The sequence below is a fragment of the Xylanibacter oryzae DSM 17970 genome (assembly GCF_000585355.1).
GTDB classification, from domain to species: Bacteria; Bacteroidota; Bacteroidia; order Bacteroidales; family Bacteroidaceae; genus Prevotella; species Prevotella oryzae.
In genome coordinates this window covers 470,528-493,142 of sequence record NZ_KK073873.1, presented here as the reverse complement: position 1 = coordinate 493,142, position 22,615 = coordinate 470,528, and the positions used below count along the sequence as shown (strand labels likewise).

The window sequence follows — 22,615 nt, the reverse complement described above, 5'->3', positions numbered from 1 at the left end:
AAGCCATAAACAAGAAATTTCTGTAACATTTTTCTAATCACTTTCTAATTTCAGATAAGAACAATGTAATCGGATTTCTTAATTTCTAACATAAAAAGGATGTAATTTTGCCACAAATATAACAAGAATAAAGTATGAAAATTAAAAGAACGTTTGTTTTATATTGTTTAATATTGTTTGCGGATAACATTATCTCACTAGGTAAAACATCGGCGGAGCCTGTCAAAATAACGATAGGCGACGCCGAGTGTTTTTTTGGCTTGTTTGCCATGAATACATATTAGAAACTTTTAATTCCACTTTAAGTTCTTTTAAGTGATTATTATGACTTTCTACTTTAAATATAAGTACTTTTGCACCCATAAATTTATTTAGTTAAAATATGAATAAACAAATGTTTATTTTTGCCGTTGGTATGGCGCTGATAACAACAAGTTGTAAATCTACTAAAGAAAAGGATGTATCTACTGTTTATTCAGTTACAACTCCGGAAGTGACAAATACGTCTATCTCAAAAGACTATGTAGCTAATATACAGTCGCAAAAAAATATTGAGATTAGAGCACAACAAGGTGGTATACTTCAAGATATATATGTTGACGAAGGACAGGTGGTTAGAGCCGGTCAGCCTTTGTTCCGTCTTCTTATGGTTGGGGCACAGCAGGAAGTAGAAAAGGCAAAAGCTGAAGCTGAGCAGGCTCGCATTGATTTACAGAATACTTCTACTTTGGCTGCAAATAATATTGTGTCAAAGAATGCTCGCAAGATGGCAAAAGCTAAGTTGACTGCGGCAATGGCAGATTATCGTATTGCCACTGAGCACAAGCAGTTGTCGCTTATTCGCGCTCCTTTTACTGGTATTTTAGGAAGAATACCAAACAAGAGAGGTAGTCTGTTGCAAGATGGTGACTTGATTTCAAGTCTTTCTGATAATAATAATGTATATGTTTACTTCAATGTGTCAGAACCAGAATATCTGGATTATCAACAGCATGCTGCAGAGAGAAATAAACTGCCACTTACTCTTATTCTTGCAAACGGAACAACATTCCCTGCAAAAGGATATTTTCAGAATGTAGAGGGAGAGTTTGACAATGGAACAGGTAATATTTCTTTCCGTGCTAAGTTTGCTAATGTTAATCATATTCTTAGAAATGGTGAGACTGGTACTGTTAGAATGAATATTCCTGCAAGAAATGCGATGCTCATTCCTCAGCAGGCAACTTATGAGATTCAAGATCAGAAATATGTTTTTGTTGTTGATGCCGGTGGTTATGTTCATGCGCGTCCTATAAAAATAGCTTTTGAAAAACAAAATATATATGTAGTAACATCAGGTTTGTCAGTTACTGACAAAATTTTGATAGACGGTATACAGAAGGTGAAGGACGGAGATCGTATTTCTATCCGTTATAAGAGTCCGGCTGAAGTGATGCAGTCTATAAAACTAAAAGCCGACTAATTATGTTCAAAAAGTTTATTCGTAGACCGGTTCTTGCAATCGTCGTTTCTCTTGTTATTGTGTTTATAGGTTTCTTGTCGCTGATCAATTTGCCTATTACCCAATATCCTTCTATATCACCTCCTAAGGTTAACGTTATAGCCGACTATCCAGGTGCTAACAATGAATTGCTGATAAAGGCTGTTGTTATTCCTTTGGAGCAAGCTCTTAACGGCGTTCCTGGCATGAAATATATTGAGTCGAATGCTGGTAATGATGGTGAGGGTGAGATTAATGTGGTATTCAAATTGGGAACAGATCCTAATGTGGATGCTATTAATGTACAGAACCGAGTTTCGGCGGCTATTAATAAGTTACCACCAGCCGTTGTACGTGAAGGTGTTAAGATTTCGCGTGAGGAACCTAACATCCTTATGTATATAAATATATACAGTAATGACCCAAAAGCTGATCAGAAGTTTCTTTTCAACTATGCAGATATAAATATATCTCCTGAATTGGAACGTGTAGACGGTATGGGTAGCTTGGATATTCTAGGTACTCGTAACTATGCGATGCGTGTATGGTTGAAACCTGATAAACTAACTGCCTACAATTTGTCTGCAGATGATGTTACTCAGGCTTTGGAAGATCAGAGTATCGAAGCTTCACCAGGTAAACTTGGTGAGAGTTCTGGTAAGCGACCTGAAAGTTTTGAGTATGTGTTGAAATATCCAGGCCGATATACGACACCAGAAGAGTATGGAAATATTATATTGAAGTCTAATCCTAATGGACAGTTTGTACGTCTTAAAGATGTTGCAACTATAGATTTTGGAACCGAGATGTATGATATCTATTCTACTCTTAATGGCCATCCTTCTGCTGCTATAACGTTGAAGCAAGCTTATGGCTCAAATGCTCGTGATGTTATTCAGAACGTAAAAAAGACAATGGCAAAACTGCAGAAAGACATGCCTAAGGGTATGCATTATGAGTTGAGTTATGATATCAGTCGATTCCTTGATGCGTCAATAGATAAGGTTATACATACACTTTTTGAGGCGTTCGTACTTGTAGCAATCGTTGTGCTTATATTCCTTGGTGACTGGCGGTCTGCAATCATACCATGTATGGCTGTACCTGTATCGTTGATAGGAAGTTTCGCCGTGATGTCGGCTTTCGGCATAACGCTAAATATGATATCCCTTTTCGCTCTTGTCATGGCTATCGGTATAGTGGTGGACGACGCGATAGTGGTGATTGAGGCTGTCAATGTGAAGATAGCCACAGAAAATCTTTCGCCTTTGGAGGCAACACAGGAAGCGATGAAAGAGATCAGTGGAGCTATTGTTGCCATAACGCTTGTAATGGCTTCGGTATTTATCCCTGTTGCCTTTATGGGAGGACCTGAAGGTATATTCTATCGTCAGTTCTCAATCACAATGGCTTCAAGTATTATCCTTTCTGGATTTGTGGCCTTGACGCTTACCCCTGCACTTTGTGCGCTTATATTGACTAGAGAACAGGATAAGAATATTAAAAAGTCATGGCTTCACAAGCTACTCGATAAGTTTAATGCAGGATTTAACAAGGGTGTTATTAGATATAATAAGGTGTTGGAGCATACAGTTTCCAACAAATTTGTCACATTGCCTTTGCTTCTATTATTGTGCATCATTGCATTTTTTGTAAATAATTCTCTTCCATCTGGTTTTATTCCAGAAGAAGATCAAGGTATGGTTTATGCCATTATTGATACTCCACCGGGTTCAACAATAGAGCGAACTAATATGGTGGCTCATCAGTTGTTGAACATCGTTGAGAAAGAAGATGGCGTTCAGAGTGTTTCTTCTCTTGCAGGATATGAAATCCTTTCTGAGGGAACTAGTGCTAACTCAGGTTCTTGTCTGATAAACTTGAAGTCATGGAAAGATCGTAAACATACTGCAAAGGAAATTATTGCTGATCTTGAAAAGAAATGCAAGTCTATCACTGGAGCTGACATAGAATTTTTCCAACCGCCTTCGATACCAGGATATGGTGCAGCATCCGGATTTGAACTCCGCTTGTTAGACAAAACTGGTAATAATGACTATCATCAGATGGAAAAGGTGAGCAAGGACTTTGTTGCTGAACTTAACAAGCGACCTGAAATCGGTTCTGCTTTCACCTTCTATTCAGCTAGTTATCCACAATATATGTTGCGTATTAACAATGATATTGCCGAGCAGAAAGGTGTAACGATAGGTTCTGCTATGGATAATATGTCTACAATGATTGGTTCTGATTACGAAACGGGTTTTATTCGGTTTGGAAAACCATATAAGGTAATTGTCCAGGCTGGTCCACAGTATCGTGCTTATCCCCGCAATCTTCTGGGACTCACGGTGAAGAATAACCAAGGTGAAATGGTGCCTTATGCCGACTTCATGCAACTTCAAAAGGTTTATGGTATGAGTGAAATAACGCGCCACAATCTTTACAATTCGGCTGAAGTTACAGGTGCGCCAGCGCAGGGATGTAGTAGTGGACAGGCTATCAAGGCTATAGAAGAAGTAGCAGCAAAAAAATTACCTCATGGTTTTGACTATGACTGGGCTGGTATTTCAAAAGATGAAGTAGATCAAGGCAATCAGGCTATTCTGATATTCATTATCTGTTTGGTCTTCGTATATCTTATTTTGTCAGCACAGTATGAGAACTTTATACTTCCATTGCCAATTATAACATGTCTGCCTGCCGGAATATGTGGCGCATTCATCTTCCTGAAAATGATGGGGCTTGAAAACAATATCTATGCACAGGTGGCGATGGTCATGCTGATAGGACTATTGGGAAAGAATGCCGTACTGATGGTGGAATACTCCGTGCAACGAAGAAATCTAGGAATGCCGATAAGACAGGCTGCTATCGAGGGAGCTATAGCTCGTTTCCGTCCTATACTGATGACTTCATTTGCATTCATTGCCGGACTTGTTCCTCTTGTCTTTGCACATGGAGCTGGTGCAATAGGAAACCGCACTATTGGTAACGCAGCCATCGGAGGTATGCTGTTCGGTACATTCTTCGGACTGATAATAATTCCTGGCTTGTATTACATCTTTGGAAGTCTTGCCGAGAAATTCAAGATGGTGAAATATCAACGAGATAAACCTCTGACTGAAACAAAAGACAAAAAGTATAAGAAATGAAAAAGTTACATATCCTATATACGGTATTGGTGTCTGCGCTCATCATGACGAGTTGCAAGACACCACAGGCAACCAATATGACAGACCATATTAAGTTGCAATTGCCTTCAAAATTTCAGAAGGATAGTGTAGCTGGCACTACTGCCACTATAACACCTTGGAGACAGTTCTTTTCTGATCCTGCATTGGCTTCGCTAATTGATACTGCTTTGGTAAACAATCAGGATTTGCGTATTACTATTCAACAGATAGCTATCGCCAAGAGCGGCGTGCTTCTTCAGCAGGGACTGATGATACCTACTGTATCTGGTGGTGGAAGTGTTGGTGTATCAAAGGCTGGTCGATACACTAGTGAAGGTGCTGGTAATGCGACAACAGAGATTAAACCAGGTAAATCAATGCCAGAGCCATTGATGGATTATCAGATTGGTGCTACTGCTGATTGGGAAGTTGACTTATGGCATAAACTGAGTTCAAGTAAGCATGCTGCTGTTGAGCATTATCTTGCTACCGTAGATGGACGCAATGCTGTATTATCATCTCTTATTTCTCAGGTGGCTTCAAACTATTATGAGTTGCTTGCGCTAGATAATAAACTGGATTTAATTCACCAGTATATTGACTTGCAGAAGAAGGCTGTTGAAATAGCAAAGATTCAGAAGAAAGCTGATGCCGATACAGAACTTGCTGTAGAGAAATTTGAGGCTGAACTTGCCAAGGCTCGTGCCGATGAATACACATTGAAGCAGCAGATTACTGAGAGTGAAAACAGTCTCAATTTACTGCTTGGCAGATATCCTACAAAGATAGATAGAAATAAGGATGCTTTTCTTTCAACAAATCTGCAAAAGGTTATGACAGGAATACCTTCTGAACTTCTTACAAATAGACCTGACATTAGACAGGCAGAACATGAATTGGCTTCGGCAAAATGGAGTGTAGATGCGGCAAGAAAGGAATTTCTTCCATCATTAAATATTTCAGCCTCACTAGGTTTGGATGCATTTAATCCTACATATCTCACAAAACTTCCTAAGTCTTTGGCCTTTAGTGTGCTAGGTGGACTTACTGGTCCGCTAATTAATAAAAAGGCTATTCAGGCAAACTTCCAGTCTGCTGATGCACAACAGATAGAGGCTCTTTATGAATATGACAAGACTCTACTCACTGCATATTCAGAAGTATGTACGCTGATGTCGAAGATAGACAACTTGGATAAATATTACCAATTGAAGGAAGAAGAATCACAGAAACTCGACAAATCAATAAATATAGCCCGTATGTTGTATATGAATAGTCGCTGTACATATCTGGATGTATTAATGGATGAACGTGATGCTTTGGACGCAAAAATGGAACTCCTAGATGCTAAGGCACAACAACTTTCAAGTATGGTTGATGTATATCGTAGTTTGGGTGGTGGACAGAGCCCTGCTCAGGAATAGTTCACTGATCAATCGCTTTCATGTAACAGACCATTACGTAAGAATAGTAACTACCTATATTCTCATTTCAGAAAGTTGAAGGTAAAATGTTCTCGCCACTGGCATATACACTGGGTTTTGCATTGCTTGGGGTTCTTATATTTACACTTGTGCCAGTAATGTCGGTATGCTACTAAAAAAGGATGTAAGAGAAAAGAAAAATAAATTCTTGAGTTTGGTTTCTAACGGTGCTATGCGTATCTTTGCATGAATCTGTCAGAAATAGTGTGCACTCTAGGGTAAGGCCAGTAGTGATGACTGCTGTGATGGCCACATTAGGACTTATGACTGCTACTACTTTCGTATTATTTGTATTCCCACTTATTGTACAAAAAATTTATGGCAATGTTTTGTACGATAAACATGGAAAAATGGTACAACGTAGGCTATAATTTATTAACTTTGTATATTTAATTCAACTATATATTATATGGCGAAAATATTATTGGTGGAAGATGAGGTTAACATTGCCTCATTTATAGAGCGCGGACTGAAGGAGCTTGGGCACAATGTGACTGTAGCTAATGATGGAGAGGAAGGATGGATGAAAGCCCAGACGGACAATTTTGAATTCCTTATCCTCGATATCATAATGCCAAAGATGAATGGCCTGGAGATGTGCGCTAAATATCGTGCCGAATACGGTTACAAAACGCCTGTGATAATGCTCACGGCTCTTGGCACTACTGATGATATCGTTAAAGGTCTAAAAGCCGGCGCAGACGACTATCTGGTTAAGCCTTTCAGTTTTACAGAACTGGAGGCCCGGATAGAAGCTCTGCTGAGGCGTGCATCTGACAATAACACTACTGCCGAACTACATTGTGCTGATCTGGAACTGAATTGCCGCAACAGAAAGGCAACGCGCAGGGGTAACGATATAGACCTAACGGTAAAAGAATATAAACTGCTGGAGTATTTTATGACTCATCAAAATACTGCAATAAGTCGTCTTACCCTACTTAAGGATGTATGGGACAAGAATTTTGACACTAATACCAATGTCGTAGATGTTTATGTAAACTATCTAAGGACAAAGGTGGACAAAGATTTCGATCACAAACTGATACATACGATAGTCGGGGTTGGATATATCATGTCTGAATAATAAATAAGGAGAATGAAGATAGGTCACAAAATTGTATTATTCTATACTTGCCTTACATTCGGTATAGCCATGTTCATCATTATGGTTTTCTATGTATTCACTTCCAGATACATAGACCGTGTGTTTGAGGCTAATCTTTGCGAAAAGGCATATCTTGCAGCTCAGAAACATTTCAAGGCTGACGAGATGAACGCTGATGAATATAAGGTTATAGAGCGTAAATACAGCGAACTGCTGCCACGTGCCAGTGAAACTGTTATGAGAATAAACGGTAACCGCAAGGCTTTGGATGATACGCTTAACCTTTATCTAAGCGAAAATGAACAAAAGGAAATATACAATGGTGAACCTATCAATTTTTCGAAAGGTGTGATGGACGGTGCCGTACTTTATTGTCCGGATAATCAAGGGAAATTCATAATAATTGTGATGGCCCACAACAAATACGGATATAAGATACAACAGCATACTCTATATCTATCGCTCATACTTCTCATAATAAGTATTGCTATTACTGTTCTAATGGGACATCTATATTCAGGCAGAATACTACGCCCTCTGAAACAGATTCTTGAGCATCTTAAAGGTATAAGGGGTAATGATATGGATGTACGACTAAAGGATACCGGCAATAAGGATGAACTGGATGGACTGGTACACAACCTTAATGATATGCTTGACCGTATCAGCGAAGCGTTCCGCTCTGAGAAATCATTTGTCAGTGCAGCATCGCACGAACTCAGCAATCCACTTACAGCTATACAGGGTGAATGCGAAATTACGCTTATGAAAGAGCGTAACCAAGACGAATATATTGAGTCTCTACAAAGGATATATTCGGAAAGTAAACGTATGTCTCTGCTTATTAAACATCTACTGTTCCTGTCTAGACATGATGATGATCTTACTCAACAGGAATCTACGACAATAAAGTTGAATGGTTTTCTGCAAGGTTTGGCCCAGTCAACCGAACGTGTAGTTTTCTCTGATGAGTCTAAATCAGACGTAATGCTTGATGCCAATCCATATCTGTTGCAGGTAGCTATACAGAATTTTCTGAATAACGCGACAAAATATTCTAAAAAACAGATAGACTTGCGTCTCAAACAGACTGTTGACAAGATTATAATAGAAATAGAAGATTATGGCATCGGTATACCTGAGTCGGAGGTTGAACATATTTTCCAGTCTTTCTATCGTGCCACTAACACTCGCGAATATGCGGGAAATGGCATAGGTCTGGCTCTCTCTGCTAAAATTCTCAGGATATACAATGCGGAGATAAATATTGATACTATTGAGAAAGTTCATACCAAGTTCACTATTTCATTTGATAAAGGTTAGTATGTTGCACAACATACTGTTATCGTACACAATTTTTGTGTGTCCGTACACATAATAGTTGATTTATATCAAGAATTTGGTACTTTTATACAAATATCATGATAAAAGTATTGACTTGATTTAAAAATCATTGTATCTTTGCATCATCAAAAGGTTAATAGTTAAGGTAAATAAGATTATTAAGGTATTAGATTAAGGTTAATAGGAAAATTTGTTTAAGTTATTAAAGGTATTAGATTAAGGTAAGTAAAGAAGATTGTAAGTTAGGGATGACAGGTATTAGATTAAGGTAAGTAAAGAAGATTGTAAGTTAGGGACAACAGGTATTAGATTAAGGTAAGTAAAAAAGATTGTAAGTTAGGGACAACAGGTATTAGATTAAGGTAAGTAAAGAAGATTGTAAGTTAGGGACAACAGGTATTAGATTAAGGTAAGTAAAAAAGATTGTAAGTTAGGGACAACAGGTATTAGACTAAGTCAATTAAGACGATTGTTAAATTTGAGAGAAAGGATGAGATGAGATGTCCCCTGTGTGCAGTAAGATACTGCAACAGGTCAATTCGGGGAGGGAACTTCTCGATTTTTTTTGTCCCTATGTTAAACCATTATTTAATTTTAATAATATTCATGCTCTTTTGCTGCTATAGCATGCATTTTGCAGAATATTTTATTAAAAAAATATTGTTCAGATTTTATTTATATCCACATAACCATGCATTACTGCATATATTGTAAGTGCGGATACACTCTTTAGACCAAGTTTATCCATTATGTTCTTACGATGCGTAATGACAGTAGACAGACCTATATTGAGCTTGTCTGCTATTTCCTTGTTTATAAATCCCTCGACAATAAGCGAAAGGACTTCTATTTCGCGGTCGCTTAGCAATTTTGCATTCAATACTTTGGGTACAGGTGGTAGATTTTTGCCGTGTGCATGGGCACTCTGTTCCAAAAATAGTAAAGACTTGACGAGTTGTTCCTCGTCTTGATTGATACACACGCAATGAAAATCACTCAATTGTGAGTTGGGATCATTAGATGTTGTGAGCACAATAGTCTTATGACGATTGTCTGTAAAGAACGGACGGTTGGCAAGTACTACATTTGTAGCTACAAAATAATGAAAAAAACTGTCTGCATTATTTGCCTCCATCTCTGCAAAAGATCCAAATGTCTCTACTGTAAGTATAGGCATAACATTCTGCAATATAGTTTTCAACCCCAACACTGCTAGAGTATTGGGGTCTATAATTGCTATTTTAGGACGTTGCATTTGCATATCGTCGGCAAAGATACATTTTTTTAACTGAAAGCCGGTTTATTTTTTCCAAAATCTTGGTGTAATATCTGTAAAATCATCACCTACCGCATGCTTATAAAGACGTTGATTGGTTGTTTTTTCTTTAAGACAACCAAGATGTTCGATATACGGTCCGACCTTAATATAATCAAAATCCGACTTTTTCACACTCTGTGGTATGTGCTGTCTGCCGCTGTACCATGCCACCCGATACTTGGGATGCTCACGATGGATATACCTAGCCAGGGTATTAACATAAGACGGTTCTGCATCACCACCCATAAAACATATACATGTAATATCATTACCATACTGACTAATAAAACTATCTATGGTCATGGACGTAAGTTGATCGCCTATATTCTCCCATAAATACTGGCTATGACAACCAGGACAATGGCATGGGCAATTGGAAATGTTTATAGAGAGTGTAACCTCATCCGGTATTTCCTGGAAAACGATTCCTGTATTTACGTAATTCAACATTTGTCTGTGCCTTTTATGCTTTACGCCTGAGTTTTTTCTGCATAATAACGACGGCTAGCTTCTTGCTGGCGTGCTTCAGAGAAATTGCTTACACGTTTAAGATAGCCTATAATACGTGTCATATAATCAACGTTCTTGCTGTGACATTTTGGACATTCATGCAAATAACGTTTGTCTATATATCCACATTCATTACAAATCGTATTAGGTATATTGAATGTGAAGTAATTACATCCTTCTTTGGCTGCGACCTTTAGCAACTGACGATACTGCGCCTTACTAAGATGCTCTTCCAGGTTCATATGTAGTGCGCTGCCACCTGTAAGGTGCTGGATATATGGTGCTCCGTGTAGCTTAAACTTATCTATTATATTAAGGGAGTCGTCTTCTACAACATAGAAATAGCTATTGTAACAGTCGCGCGGAACTAAATAACCATCCTCTTTATCCCATTTTGCATGTTTTACACCTACATTTTCTGCCGGTATCATCTCGCAGTTGAACATAACTTCTTTAGTACGGTACTGCTTGTTGTATTTCTCGACAATACCCAATACTGTCTGCACAAACTTCAGATAATCAGGATTATCATTTATCTTAAGTCCCATGAATTCTGCAGCCTCAACAAGTCCATTTACTCCTATTGTAAGATATTGACGACTCATGTTAATATAACCAGCATCAAACAAAGGAAGCATACCATGAGCCTGAAGTTCTTTAAGATTTTCATTGTAAGCCATCTGAACCTTATGGCAAAGGTCTACGATATTGCTCAAGGTTTCCTTATAATCCATCTTGTTGTTTACCGCATACTGTATACAACGGTTAAGATTAATAGTAAGCACACTCTTTGAACCGGTGCTTACACCTCCTGCGCCCAATGTGTAACTAAATCCATTGTCCTGAATCTCGTTACGTAGACGACAACAGCTACTCAGAGAATCGGCATTGTCACTAAGATAAGTAAAGAATGAATGGCCTTCTGAATACATCTCTGCTGTGAAATCGCCCCAATCTTTATCCATAGTATCACCATCCTTAGACAATAACGCCATAGTTTCTACCGGGAATGTTAGTACAGCCTTTGTACGCTCATGATTGAACCACTTCATGAATCGTTTCTGCAACCATGAAAGACCGTTCCAGTCGGGTTGACTACCGTCAGGAAAATAAAAGTTGTCAAACAGGCTATGGAAATAATACTGGTCGTAATAAGAAATGTTCCAGAATACAGCCTGATAGTTACGCGCACCTGTAGGCTGATTGATACTATATACAATCTGCTCAAAACAATCGGTAATTACTTTATCCATCGTACGCTGCTTCAGTGATAGGTCTACCACTTTATCTGTTTCATTATAATATTCCTTGCCATATTCAAGACCGATAAAATAATTCAGATACATGAGGAACTCAGGTGTGGCACATGCTCCACTAAGCATACTTGAAACCATAAACACCATATTTACAAAGCCACCACAGAAAGACTTCAGATTTGTAGGAGCCGAAGAATTACCACCGATAGCAGAAGTTCCACCTATCAACCATGGATACATTGTTATTGATGCACAATAATTGGCAAGACTGGTCTCGTCATTCTTATATATAAAATGATGTGTAAGCAAGTGAATATAATTATCAGACAATTCTTTACCATACATTTTTTTGATACGGTCTGTAAGCAGACGACGGTTAAGGCGGATAAAGTTTGACTTAGGCAATTCTCCTATCAAAGTTGCAATATTTTTGTGTTCGACATTAGCATTGGCATCATACTTTGAACCAGTTGCTGCATTAGCTGCTTCACAATAGTCTGCCAAAAAGTTCAACTTCTCCATTGTCTCACGGTCTTCAGTATGACGCTGTCGATACAGCATAAAACTCTTTGCTACCTTATAATAACCTTCGCGCATAAGAGCCTCTTCAACCTCATTCTGAATATCTTCTACCTTTATACCCTCCTTAATGTCTAAATGACTGAGTATCTTAGATATACAACCAAGATCTATAGGTTCATCAACTGATTCAAATGCTTTGATTATAGCATTCATAATCTTGTCTAACGAGAAGCGGTCTGAAGACCCGTCTCTTTTCGTAATGGTGAAGTTTTTTATTTCCATGTTTTTCTCTTTTTAGGAAACTTTTCTATTGTATTTTTTTAAAAAGTTTTCCATTTTGGACAACTTTATTTTAAAAACTTCAAAGAAAAATTTCAAATATGTTTTTTATATCTGATGCAAAGATAGTATAAATTTCTGTATGTTGTTCTCAAAACGACAAAAAAAATCAGTATAAAAGTAAAGTTTTCGTATTACTTTACATGCAAAATTATAACTTTTTTGAGTTAAATACTTGCAATATATAAAGATATGTATTTAAGATGAAGTTTCTATTTTAATTCGGTCTATCAGTCCCAATCTTCAAATTCCAGCTCCTGCTCAATCCACTCCCCCTTATTATCTTCAACTTCATCAACAGAATTAGAAACTGAAAGTCCAAGAAGTCTTATCCGTTTACCTTCATTATTAACCTGGTGCATCAAACTTTTTGCCAATGGCAGAATATTTTTCTTTTCAAACAAAATACTATTACTTGTGGTTCGGCGCGTTATCTGGGAGAAATCACTATATTTGATCTTTAGTGTAAGAGTACGACCGCGAAATTCGCTTTTACGCAATCTCTCTATAAGTTCTATTACCGTATGATATAGTTCTATTACAATCTCTACATGATCATCCAGGTCTTTTGCAAACGTCTGTTCGCAACCAACAGACTTGCGTTCACGATAAGGCTCAACCGCCCTGTCGTCTATGCCTCTTGCAAAGTTATAATATATTGTGCCTGACTTACCAAAGACCTCAACCAGATGTTTCTGCGAACAAGTAAGAAGTTGTGCGCCATTAAAAATGCCAATAAAATGCATTTTTTCTGCAGTCTTTCGTCCAACGCCCCAGAAATCTTCGATTGGTAATTTTTCAATAAAAGATTTTGCTCTATCGGGATGAATAACAAAAAGTCCATCCGGTTTACGGTATTCAGATGCAATCTTTGCGAGAAACTTATTATAAGACACCCCGGCAGAAGCTGTAAGGTGTAAACGGTCCTTTATTTTCTGCTTAATCTCTTTTGCTATATCTACAGCAAGTTCAATGTTGTACTTATTGACTGTTACATCAAGAAAAGCCTCATCTATAGATATCGGTTCTATTAAATCTGTGTACTCTCTGAATATATCATGTACCTGAACAGATACCTTCTTATATAACTCATAATGCGAGGGTACTATTATAAGATTTGGACACATTCTCTTGGCTACCTGTATAGACATAGCAGAATGTACACCGAATTTTCTTGCCTCGTACGAAGCTGTAGACACCACACCTCTCTCTTCGTCACGCCCAACAGCAATAGCTTTACCCTGCAGTTCAGGGTTCTCACGCTGTTCGACAGATGCAAAGAAGGCATCCATATCCACATGTATTATTTTTCTATTCGGCATTAATTATATAAAAGCGAATACACCAGACATCAATTATATATGCAAATGGCTATAGAAAGAATGTCTGGTGTATGTATTATCATTATGAATATATTATAGTTTTAGACGTTCACGTACTGAGTAATACTCTTTCATTATTTGTTCTACAGCTTCTCCGGCTGTCTGAATCTCTCTGATAGAAGACGCTACCTGACCTATTTCGAGTTCTCCATCTTTAAGATCTCCTTCGAAAATTCCTTTTTTAGCACGTCCTTTACCTAGAATTTCTCTAAGTTCATCTACTTTTGCACCATTAAGTTCTGCTTCGACTATACGCTGATACAGTTCATTCTTTATCATACGTGTAGGTGAAACCTGCTTAAGAGTAAGCTGAGTATCACCTTCATTAAGACCAATACATAGTTTTTTAAATTCCTCGCTTGCAGAACTCTCAACCGTAAGAGCAAAACGAGTACCCATCTGAACTCCGTCTGCGCCTAGTGCAATAGCTGCAAGCAGGCCCTGACCAGAAGAGATTCCACCTGCTGCAAGCAACGGTTTATCTGTAACTTTATGTACTGCAGGTATAAGACACATTGTTGTTGTCTCTTCTTTGCCATTATGCCCACCGGCTTCAAATCCTTCAGCCACAATAGCATCTACCCCAGCCTCTTCGCACTTCAAAGCGAAACGTGAACTGGCTATTACATGTGCGACCTTTATTCCGTTATCATGCAGACGAGATGTCCAAGTCTTAGGATTTCCGGCAGACGTAAAAACAATCTTAACACCTTCCTCTATTACTATATTAATGATTGAATCTATCTCTGGATACATAAGTGGTATATTAACGCCGAATGGTTTATCTGTGGCGGCCTTGCATTTACGTATATGTTCACGCAATGTTTCTGGATGCATAGATCCTGAACCGATAAGCCCAAGTCCACCTGCGTTACTCACTGCTGATGCGAGACGCCAACCGCTGCACCATACCATACCTCCTGCTATTATTGGATACTGTATTCCAAAAAGATTGCAAATTCTATTCATAATAGTTATTGTTTATATAATGCAAAGATAGTGCATTTTTATATTGCAACAACCATTTAAATCAAATTTCTGTCTTTAATCTTATGTCGGCAGACGACGCACCAATTTCTATTCGGCTGACATCAGTATCTCGTGGAATATAAAATTCAACATGTCTGGTATCTCCACGACTAATGTTAATACGGCAGAATGATTTCAGTTGCTTAATTGGTGTATCAGACTGATTACCAGACTTAACTACATATAACTGCGCCACCTCATCTCCATCTCTTGTGCCTGTGTTAGCGATATCGAAAGAGACTTTAAGGCTGTCTTTTCTTGATATTGAAACAGATAAATTAGAATATTTGAATGCGGTATAACTCAAGCCAAAACCAAACGGATAAAGAGGTGTTCCTCTAAAATACATATAAGTACGACCATGTGTTATGTCATAGTCCATCATATTGGGCAGATCTGTTATATCTTTGACCCATGTCTGAGTAAGTCGACCGGCAGGATTATATTTACCAAAAATAACATCACTTACTCCATGACCAAGTTCTTCGCTGCTATTTGCGACGTGCAATATGGCAGGAATAGCTTGTTGTATACGATTTATTGCATAAGGGAAACTGCTTATCAACACAGCCACTGTATTAGGATTAGCTGCATGTACCTGCATAACCAAATCTTCCTGATCAAGAATTAGTGACCGACGGTCTACATCTTCCTTTCCCTCACTAGCAACAGGAGCGACATCCCATGGGGCATTACAATATGGATGATTGCCTACACAAACAATGGCTACATCAGCCCATGCTGCTGCCACTCTTGCGCTGTCCATCATATTTTCGTGCACATAACGCACTTCAACATTGTCGCCAACCTCTTCACGAATAGCATTTAGTATATTGACTGCATAAAAAGGTTTTCCACTATACCAATCTTGAAGTACTTGCGTAGCACGCTCTCCAATAACAGCGATCTTCTTTATTTTCGATTTATCCAGAGGTAGTATGCTATTTTCATTTTTAAGAAGCACAATAGACTTGCATGTAGCTTCGCGCACTAATGCTTTAGTTTCAGGTTTCGTCCATGGAGCCTCATCATTATCAAGTCCTATTTTGGCATATGGATTATGGTGTACATCATTTCCATCCAGTAGACCTAACCTAAGAGAAATCCAAAGATTGCGCTTTACGGCATCGTCAATTTCCTTCTCTGTGATTAGTTTTCGCTTATATGCATCTTCTACAGCATCCTTATATCTATCAAGAAACTTTGTTATACCGGCTTTTATACATTCAGATGCAGCAAGTCCCCTATCATTGTCAAAACACTTGTGAGCAGAAAGTAAAAGTCCGAAAGCGCCTCCGTCTGTGATAAGCGAACCTTTAAATTTCCACTCTTTCATCACAACATTACGTAATACCGGTTGTATGATACACGGCGTTCCATTGTACGAATTATACGCAGTCATCATAGCCTGACTTCCCCCTTCGGTTATACCTTTATAAAAAGGATATGAATAATAATCCCTGAACAGTTTTTCGCTGAAATTGGATGAAGTGAAAGAACGGCCATACTCATTGCTGTTAGCAAAAAAATGCTTCATAAGCGAAGCCGAACGCCAATATTTTGGGTTATCACCTTGTATTCCTTTAACAAACGATACAACAAGACGAGATGTGAGATAAGGATCTTCACCATAACATTCTTCTGTGCGGCCCCATCTCGGATCACGCCCCATATCTGCATTTGGAGTCCAAATAACCAAACCACTTTTAGCAAAAGATGGATTTTGAAAAAGATAGCGGTTCTCTGTTGATATATATGTAGCTATGCGATATAACAGATCTGCATCCCATGTCTCACCAAGACCATAACTCTGCGGAAACACAGTAGTAGGCGTTTGAGGTCTATCACCATAAGTAGGTCCACCCAGAACTACTCCATGGAGTCCCTCAACTCCATTAGAACCTTTTATACCAAGTCGTGGTACAGATGTATTATTACCAAGTGCGTCTATCTTCTCATCAAAAGTCATGAGAGAGATAACATTTTCTATACGTTTGTTGTCAGACAACTTTATATTATTAAACGGATATTGCTTTTGTGCTGAGGCGTAAATAGGTGCTGAAGCAAGCGAAACTGAAATGATTAAATTTATTAAGTTCTTCATATATAGTTGATTTGTTGGCAAATATAAAAAAAATAGGGACACATTATAATAATATCGTGAAAAAATATGATATAATGTTTTGTTTTTTTTATAATATATGCATAATATGTTTTGAATTTATGATAATAAATAGTAACTTTGCAAACAGAAAATAAGAGTGCTTGCTACCTCTATAAAAACAAGAAAAATGTATTACGTAAAGAAAAGAATGGAGATTTCTGCCGCCCACAGGCTGAAATTGAATTATAAAAGTAAGTGTGGAAACCTACATGGGCATAATTGGATAGTAACCGTCTACTGTAAATCACAGGAGTTGGATGAAAATGGTATGGTTACGGATTTTAGCAAAATAAAGCAAAGAATAAGTGACCATATGGATCATAAAAACCTTAACGACGTATTTGACTTTAATCCTACAGCCGAAAATATTGCACGATGGATATGTGATAATGTTGACAACTGCTATCGCGTGGATATTACTGAATCTGAAAACAATACTGCCACTTATGAAAAAGATTAATGAGATTTTCTATAGTCTTCAGGGTGAAGGTATGAATACCGGGACTGCGGCAATATTTATAAGATTTTCAGGATGTAATCTGAATTGCGACTTTTGTGATACTCATCATGAAGATGGAACAATGATGACTGACGATGATATAATATGTGAGGTAAATAAATATCCTGCTAAAATGGTTGTTCTAACAGGAGGGGAACCTTCTTTATGGATAGACAAGGAATTAATAGAAAAGTTGCACGAAATAAATAAATTCGTAACAATAGAGACAAACGGCACTAATAATCTGCCTGATGGTATAGATTGGGTTACATGCTCGCCAAAAAAAGGTGGAACAGTAGTGCTAAATCATATAGATGAACTGAAAGTAGTATACGAAGGCCAATCTCTAAAAAAATATGATAAATACATAACATGCAACCGTTTTCTACAACCTTGCTCAAATAAGAATGTAAAAGAAACAATAGAATGCATTAAAAAGTATCCAGAATGGAGGCTAAGTCTTCAAACTCATATAATAGTCGGTATAAGATAAATGTGTCTGTATATAATAAAGAGGATTTACTCACGCAAATCCTCTTTACAAAAAGCTTAGTTCATGGCATAATCTATCAAACTACTTTTTAATCATTAATATTTCAATCAATCATATGTTTATACTTTTGTATCACTACATGCTGCAAAGGTACAACAAAACACGATTTGGCACAATACCTAAAAGTAAGTGTTCTTAATAAACAAAGTATTGGTATATAATTTACTTATTTATTGGTATTGCAAATAATAAAGTCATTTCGTAACTTTGCAACTGAAATGATATTTATGATTAATTATATTCTACCTATCAAAAAGAATATTATAGTTTATGTAAATGAATATTTTATAAACGGATGTAAATGATTAGATGGTTTCGGCATAGGATTTTGTGATGAAATTAATGTCGAAGCCATATTCATTATTACTAAGGTATAAACGATTATTTATAATTTTACAGATGATAAATCTACAAGATTATTGACAATGGCATATATGGTAAGGCCTGCAGGACTATGTATCTGGAGCTTACGGGCTATATTACGACGATGGGTAATAACAGTATTGGTGGATATGCACAAATGATCAGCAATCTCTTTATTACTCATTCCTTGAACAAGACTTATAATAACATCTTTCTCACGATCGCTCAATGCTTCTGTCTTGTCTGGTGCCTGACTGATCATATTCGAAATTTTCGCTGAGACATCATTCTGCTTAGACTTTTGCTCTAGTCTACGTATGGCAGGAATGAAGATGTGGTCTTCTACTTCAGAATGCTGCATAAGCCAGTCTTCATTATTATATATATCATAGAGTGTTGCTGTCAACTGGTTGTTATGCATATCATCACTTGGAAGATACTTTATGATAATATTTTTAAGTTCCTTTAGTTTCTTATCTACTTGGCCGTGATGCTTGGAAAATGTATCTATATCATAATTTATTGTCGACTGATTATTAAGAAGACCTTCAACATATGGAAAGACATTCTTTTCTTCATATCCCATATGCAGACGTATCTCATGTGCATACTCATCATATAACTTTAATATAAGACGGGCAAGATTATCATTCTCATCCAATGCACTTTCCAATTCTTTACGAATGAATGGCAACTGGAACCCTAGATAATAATCATGACTGGCTTTAAGATAATGAAGGAGCGTGGGCAATGATAAACGCTCTTGGTCATCAAAATCAGTATAGCCGTTTATCGTGAAGTTGACAACAATCAGAAAAGTGTAACAGTCTACGTTTTGCTCATCACAAACCTGACGTACTGTCTTATCTCCAAAACCAAGACTAAGGCCAAAACTGCCCAGGCTTTGCAGAATATTATAATTATCCCTTATAAGAGATATCATCTGATCATCTGCCTCATACATCTTCTGATTTTTCATCACCCTAATTATTAATTATTAATCGGTTGCAAAATTACACAAATTTAATTACACAAACAATAGTCATTATTAGGTATTTTATCATTAGTATATATGTTTTTCAGATAAACAGAGCTATAAATACCTAAAAATAATGAATACATTTTTTACCGGATTTTAAGTATTGTTCGACAATTATAATCATTGTACCTTTGCACCCAAGCAAAAAGAGGAAGCGCAATGATGTTTGCCACTCCCGTATTATATGATTATCATATCTTAATTCTTTACTTTTCACGATAATCATAAGCGAGACCGCAATCAGTAAAATGCCAGTTTCTCCCTTAGTAGCAGTTAATTTGCATCTTCTGCTACCGGGGCTTTTGAAAAATATATATAAATAAAATTATAATATGAATAAAATTAAAGTTGTTTTAATGATATGTGTATTTGCAGGTATTGGGGCAAGTACTCCTTTCGCTGCAAAAGCGCAAATTTCGGCATCAGATAGTGTTATGGCAAATGCCAATAAACAAAAACTCAGTGTAGGAGGATATGGAGAAGTTGCTTACAGTAGAGAGTTTTTTAGTGATAATGTTTATCGTTATGCAAAATCAGCTAACTATAAAAATGATCCAAGTCATGGTAGATTTGATATTCCTCATGCTGTAATATACCTAAGTTATGATTTTGGTAAAGGATGGACAATGGGATCTGAAATAGAATTTGAACATACCGGGACAGGGACTTCTTATGAAAAAGACTATGACGAAGGCGGAGAATGGGAACAGGAAGTGGAAAAAGGTGGAGAAGTAGAACTGGAACAATTCTGGTTGCAAAAGACTTTCTCAAAAGCTTTAAACATCCGTGCCGGACACATTGTTGTACCAATAGGACTAACGAATGCTCATCATGAACCTTTAAACTTTTTTACTGTATATAGACCAGAAGGTGAAAACACCATTTTTCCTTGTACTTGGCATCAGACAGGAATATGCATATGGGGTAAAATGCAGAAATGGAGATACGAGCTACAGTTTCTACCAGGCCTAGACGCTATGAATTTCACACGTGAAGGATGGATTCATAATGGAGCTAATTCAGCATTCGAATTTACGGTGGCCAACAGATACGCCATTGCTGCAAGAATTGATAATTACTCTATACAAGGACTACGAATGGGAATAAGTGCTTATTACGGACAAAGTTTTGATAACACATATAACCGTGATGCTAATAGTGATATTACAAAGAAAAAAGGTGCTGTAACTATCGGAACATTTGATTTTACTTACAATGCACACAATTGGATTATACGTGGAAACTTCGACTATGGGCACCTTGATGATGCATCTTATGTATCAAGTCTGCCGGGAAGAGCTACACGTATAAGTCCATACTCTCAAGATCTAGTTGGAAAAGCAGCAATTGCATCGGGGTTTGAAGCCGGATGGGATTTATTCTCGCAAATAAAGAAGATGCGTGAAGACAAACAAAAACTATATCTTTTCGGACACTATGAATATTACGATTATTATATACCGGCAAATAAAAAGGTAACGGATTATCCAGAGTCAAATATCAATCGTATAGCCTTAGGTCTTAATTACTACCCTATTCCACAGATAGCTATAAAAGGTGAATACTCTCACAGATTTTTGAAGAGCCAATATAACAACGAGCCATCTATATCTATTGGTATAGCTTATGAAGGGTTCTTTTTCTAAAATAATAAATATAAAACTCACTATTAACGACGTCTACAAAGACGTTTCACAACAAAATAAAGAAAATAATGAAGAAAATTTTTAAGTATTCGGCAATTCTGCTCATTGGAGCTGTGGCAACATCGGTATTATCATCATGCAGTGATGATGACAATACAGTAAGTAATGGATTAAGTGATGGTGACAAATTGCTACAAGAAGTGCTTTCTACTAATGTAGACAACACAATAAATCCAACTTATAAAGCACTCGCTGACAGTACGCAAATGCTTTACGAACAACTTGGAACAATACGAAAAGCATCAACAACAAACGGAGTTACTCAGAATATGGTAAACAAAGCTTGTGAACTTTTTATCGGTGCCCGTGCCAACTATGAAAAAAGCGAAGCCTTTCTTATGGGGGCTGCAGCAGACTTCAGTATTGATCCGCATATTGACTCATGGCCTTTAGATCTAACAGCTCTTTATAATTTATTAGTTAAAAGTTCATCTCTGGTAAAAGCTTTGGATAGTGATGACGGTGCTAACATAGCTAATAGTAATTTGGGACAAAGTCTACTAGGTTTCCATGGCATCGAATTTATTCTTTTCAGAGATGGGAATCCACGCTCAGCATTAGAGCTGAATGCCAATGGCAGAGATAGTTATAATAAAAACGGACTCAACTTTTCATTTTGTAGTGGTGAATACGAAATGATATATGCATATGCAGTTTGTGGAGACTTGAGAAACAGTGTTTACCGCCTAGAGACGTCTTGGAATGAGAATGCCCCAAAAGATCATATAAATAAAATGAAAGACCTAAAATGGTCTTATACCCTTACAAGTGGGAACTCTTATGGATATAATATGAGAAATGCCGGTGTTGCAGGCAGTACATACAGTAGTGTAAAGAATGCAATATCAGCCATACTTGTAGGTGACGGTGGTGCCGTTGGTATATCAGATGAAGTGGGCAACGTAAAAATATATAACCCTACAATGGGTAAGGATGTCAGCTATATAGAATCTCCATATAGTTGGAATTCGATTACCGACTTTACTCACAACATCCAAAGTATCGAAAGTGTATGGAAAGGTGGCATCTTAGGCAACCGCAATTCGTCAGCTTCTATGGAGGCTTATTTCAAAAAATACTCTCCTGAAATTAACACGAAAGTAGAAAATGCAATAACCAACGCAATCACTAAGATACAAGCAATAGATCATCCGTTTGTAAACTACGTAAATAGTAATACTGACAATTGGAACAAGAGCAAAGCGGCCACAACTGCATGCAAAGATTTGTCTGACGCGCTTACTGAAGCTAACAGCTTTATTCAATCAACAAGCAAGTAATAAAAGAAAGAGGAGAATACTAATAATATTGTCTTCTACTATAACTCTGAAATAATGCAACTT

General features: G+C 37.3%; 16 protein-coding genes and 1 pseudogene. 10 read left to right on the top strand and 7 right to left on the bottom strand.

The genetic code is table 11. The features are described 5' to 3' along the window. The first annotated feature begins 382 nt into the window (after nt 1–382). The 6 genes and pseudogenes from XYLOR_RS01875 to XYLOR_RS01855 all read left to right on the top strand — a co-directional run bounded on the left by XYLOR_RS01875 (nt 383) and on the right by XYLOR_RS01855 (nt 8,571). Nucleotides 383–1,462, top strand: coding sequence for an efflux RND transporter periplasmic adaptor subunit (locus XYLOR_RS01875; RefSeq protein WP_036876465.1), 1,080 nt, complete (start codon nt 383–385; stop codon nt 1,460–1,462). 2 nt (nt 1,463–1,464) lie between these two features. Then, nucleotides 1,465–4,635, top strand: a complete 3,171-nt coding sequence (locus tag XYLOR_RS01870; RefSeq protein ID WP_036876463.1) for an efflux RND transporter permease subunit — start codon at nt 1,465–1,467, stop codon at nt 4,633–4,635. Next, on the top strand, nt 4,632–6,080 hold the full coding sequence (locus XYLOR_RS01865; RefSeq protein WP_036876462.1) for a TolC family protein: 1,449 nt from the start codon (nt 4,632–4,634) through the stop codon (nt 6,078–6,080). Before XYLOR_RS01870 ends, XYLOR_RS01865 begins: the two co-directional genes overlap by 4 nt. Before the next feature lie 50 nt (nt 6,081–6,130). Further along, a pseudogene (locus tag XYLOR_RS13950) lies at nt 6,131–6,324 on the top strand (efflux RND transporter permease subunit); the annotation flags it as partial. Between the two features lie 225 nt (nt 6,325–6,549). Continuing rightward, nucleotides 6,550–7,227, top strand: a complete 678-nt coding sequence (locus tag XYLOR_RS01860) for a response regulator transcription factor (RefSeq protein ID WP_036876460.1) — start codon at nt 6,550–6,552, stop codon at nt 7,225–7,227. Between the two features lie 12 nt (nt 7,228–7,239). Further along, nucleotides 7,240–8,571 carry a sensor histidine kinase gene (locus tag XYLOR_RS01855; RefSeq protein WP_036876459.1) on the top strand — a complete coding sequence of 444 codons (1,332 nt, stop codon included), beginning with the start codon at nt 7,240–7,242 and terminating at the stop codon, nt 8,569–8,571. Nucleotides 8,572–9,256: 685 nt separating this feature from the next. Here XYLOR_RS01855 and XYLOR_RS01850 read toward each other — a convergent pair. The 6 genes from XYLOR_RS01850 to XYLOR_RS01825 all read right to left on the bottom strand — a co-directional run bounded on the left by XYLOR_RS01850 (nt 9,257) and on the right by XYLOR_RS01825 (nt 17,052). Next, complete coding sequence (locus XYLOR_RS01850) at nt 9,257–9,847, bottom strand: response regulator transcription factor (protein WP_036880512.1); 591 nt, start codon at nt 9,845–9,847, stop codon at nt 9,257–9,259. Between the two features lie 45 nt (nt 9,848–9,892). Next, complete coding sequence (gene nrdG / locus XYLOR_RS01845; protein ID WP_036876457.1) at nt 9,893–10,360, bottom strand: anaerobic ribonucleoside-triphosphate reductase activating protein; 468 nt, start codon at nt 10,358–10,360, stop codon at nt 9,893–9,895. A gap of 20 nt (nt 10,361–10,380) precedes the next feature. Continuing rightward, entirely contained in the window at nt 10,381–12,480 is a 2,100-nt protein-coding gene (gene nrdD, locus XYLOR_RS01840) for an anaerobic ribonucleoside-triphosphate reductase (protein ID WP_036876454.1), read from the bottom strand. A gap of 287 nt (nt 12,481–12,767) precedes the next feature. Beyond that, nucleotides 12,768–13,859 carry a DNA polymerase IV gene (gene dinB / locus XYLOR_RS01835; RefSeq protein WP_036876453.1) on the bottom strand — a complete coding sequence of 364 codons (1,092 nt, stop codon included), beginning with the start codon at nt 13,857–13,859 and terminating at the stop codon, nt 12,768–12,770. 93 nt (nt 13,860–13,952) lie between these two features. Further along, entirely contained in the window at nt 13,953–14,888 is a 936-nt protein-coding gene (locus tag XYLOR_RS01830; protein ID WP_036876451.1) for an NAD(P)H-dependent flavin oxidoreductase, read from the bottom strand. Between the two features lie 61 nt (nt 14,889–14,949). Then, entirely contained in the window at nt 14,950–17,052 is a 2,103-nt protein-coding gene (locus XYLOR_RS01825) for a glycoside hydrolase family 3 C-terminal domain-containing protein (RefSeq protein ID WP_036876450.1), read from the bottom strand. A 187-nt stretch (nt 17,053–17,239) separates the two neighbouring features. Here XYLOR_RS01825 and queD point away from each other — a divergent pair, with 187 nt between their 5' ends. Together queD and XYLOR_RS01815 are read left to right on the top strand one after the other, a co-directional pair. Continuing rightward, nucleotides 17,240–17,572, top strand: a complete 333-nt coding sequence (gene queD / locus XYLOR_RS01820) for a 6-carboxytetrahydropterin synthase QueD (RefSeq protein WP_036880510.1) — start codon at nt 17,240–17,242, stop codon at nt 17,570–17,572. Next, a complete protein-coding gene (locus XYLOR_RS01815; protein ID WP_036876447.1) occupies nt 17,559–18,104 on the top strand; it encodes a 7-carboxy-7-deazaguanine synthase QueE in 546 nt (181 codons plus the stop codon). The genes queD and XYLOR_RS01815 overlap by 14 nt, the downstream gene beginning before the upstream one ends. 445 nt (nt 18,105–18,549) lie before the next feature. Here XYLOR_RS01815 and XYLOR_RS01810 read toward each other — a convergent pair whose 3' ends face one another. After that, nucleotides 18,550–19,506: a LuxR C-terminal-related transcriptional regulator gene (locus XYLOR_RS01810; protein ID WP_036876445.1), complete on the bottom strand. Its 957-nt coding sequence runs from the start codon at nt 19,504–19,506 to the stop codon at nt 18,550–18,552. Between the two features lie 392 nt (nt 19,507–19,898). Between XYLOR_RS01810 and XYLOR_RS01805 the strand changes: the two genes are divergently transcribed. Continuing rightward, on the top strand, nt 19,899–21,212 hold the full coding sequence (locus XYLOR_RS01805; protein WP_036876442.1) for a hypothetical protein: 1,314 nt from the start codon (nt 19,899–19,901) through the stop codon (nt 21,210–21,212). A gap of 68 nt (nt 21,213–21,280) precedes the next feature. Beyond that, nucleotides 21,281–22,552, top strand: coding sequence for an imelysin family protein (locus XYLOR_RS01800; RefSeq protein WP_036876440.1), 1,272 nt, complete (start codon nt 21,281–21,283; stop codon nt 22,550–22,552). Nucleotides 22,553–22,615 lie beyond the last annotated feature (63 nt).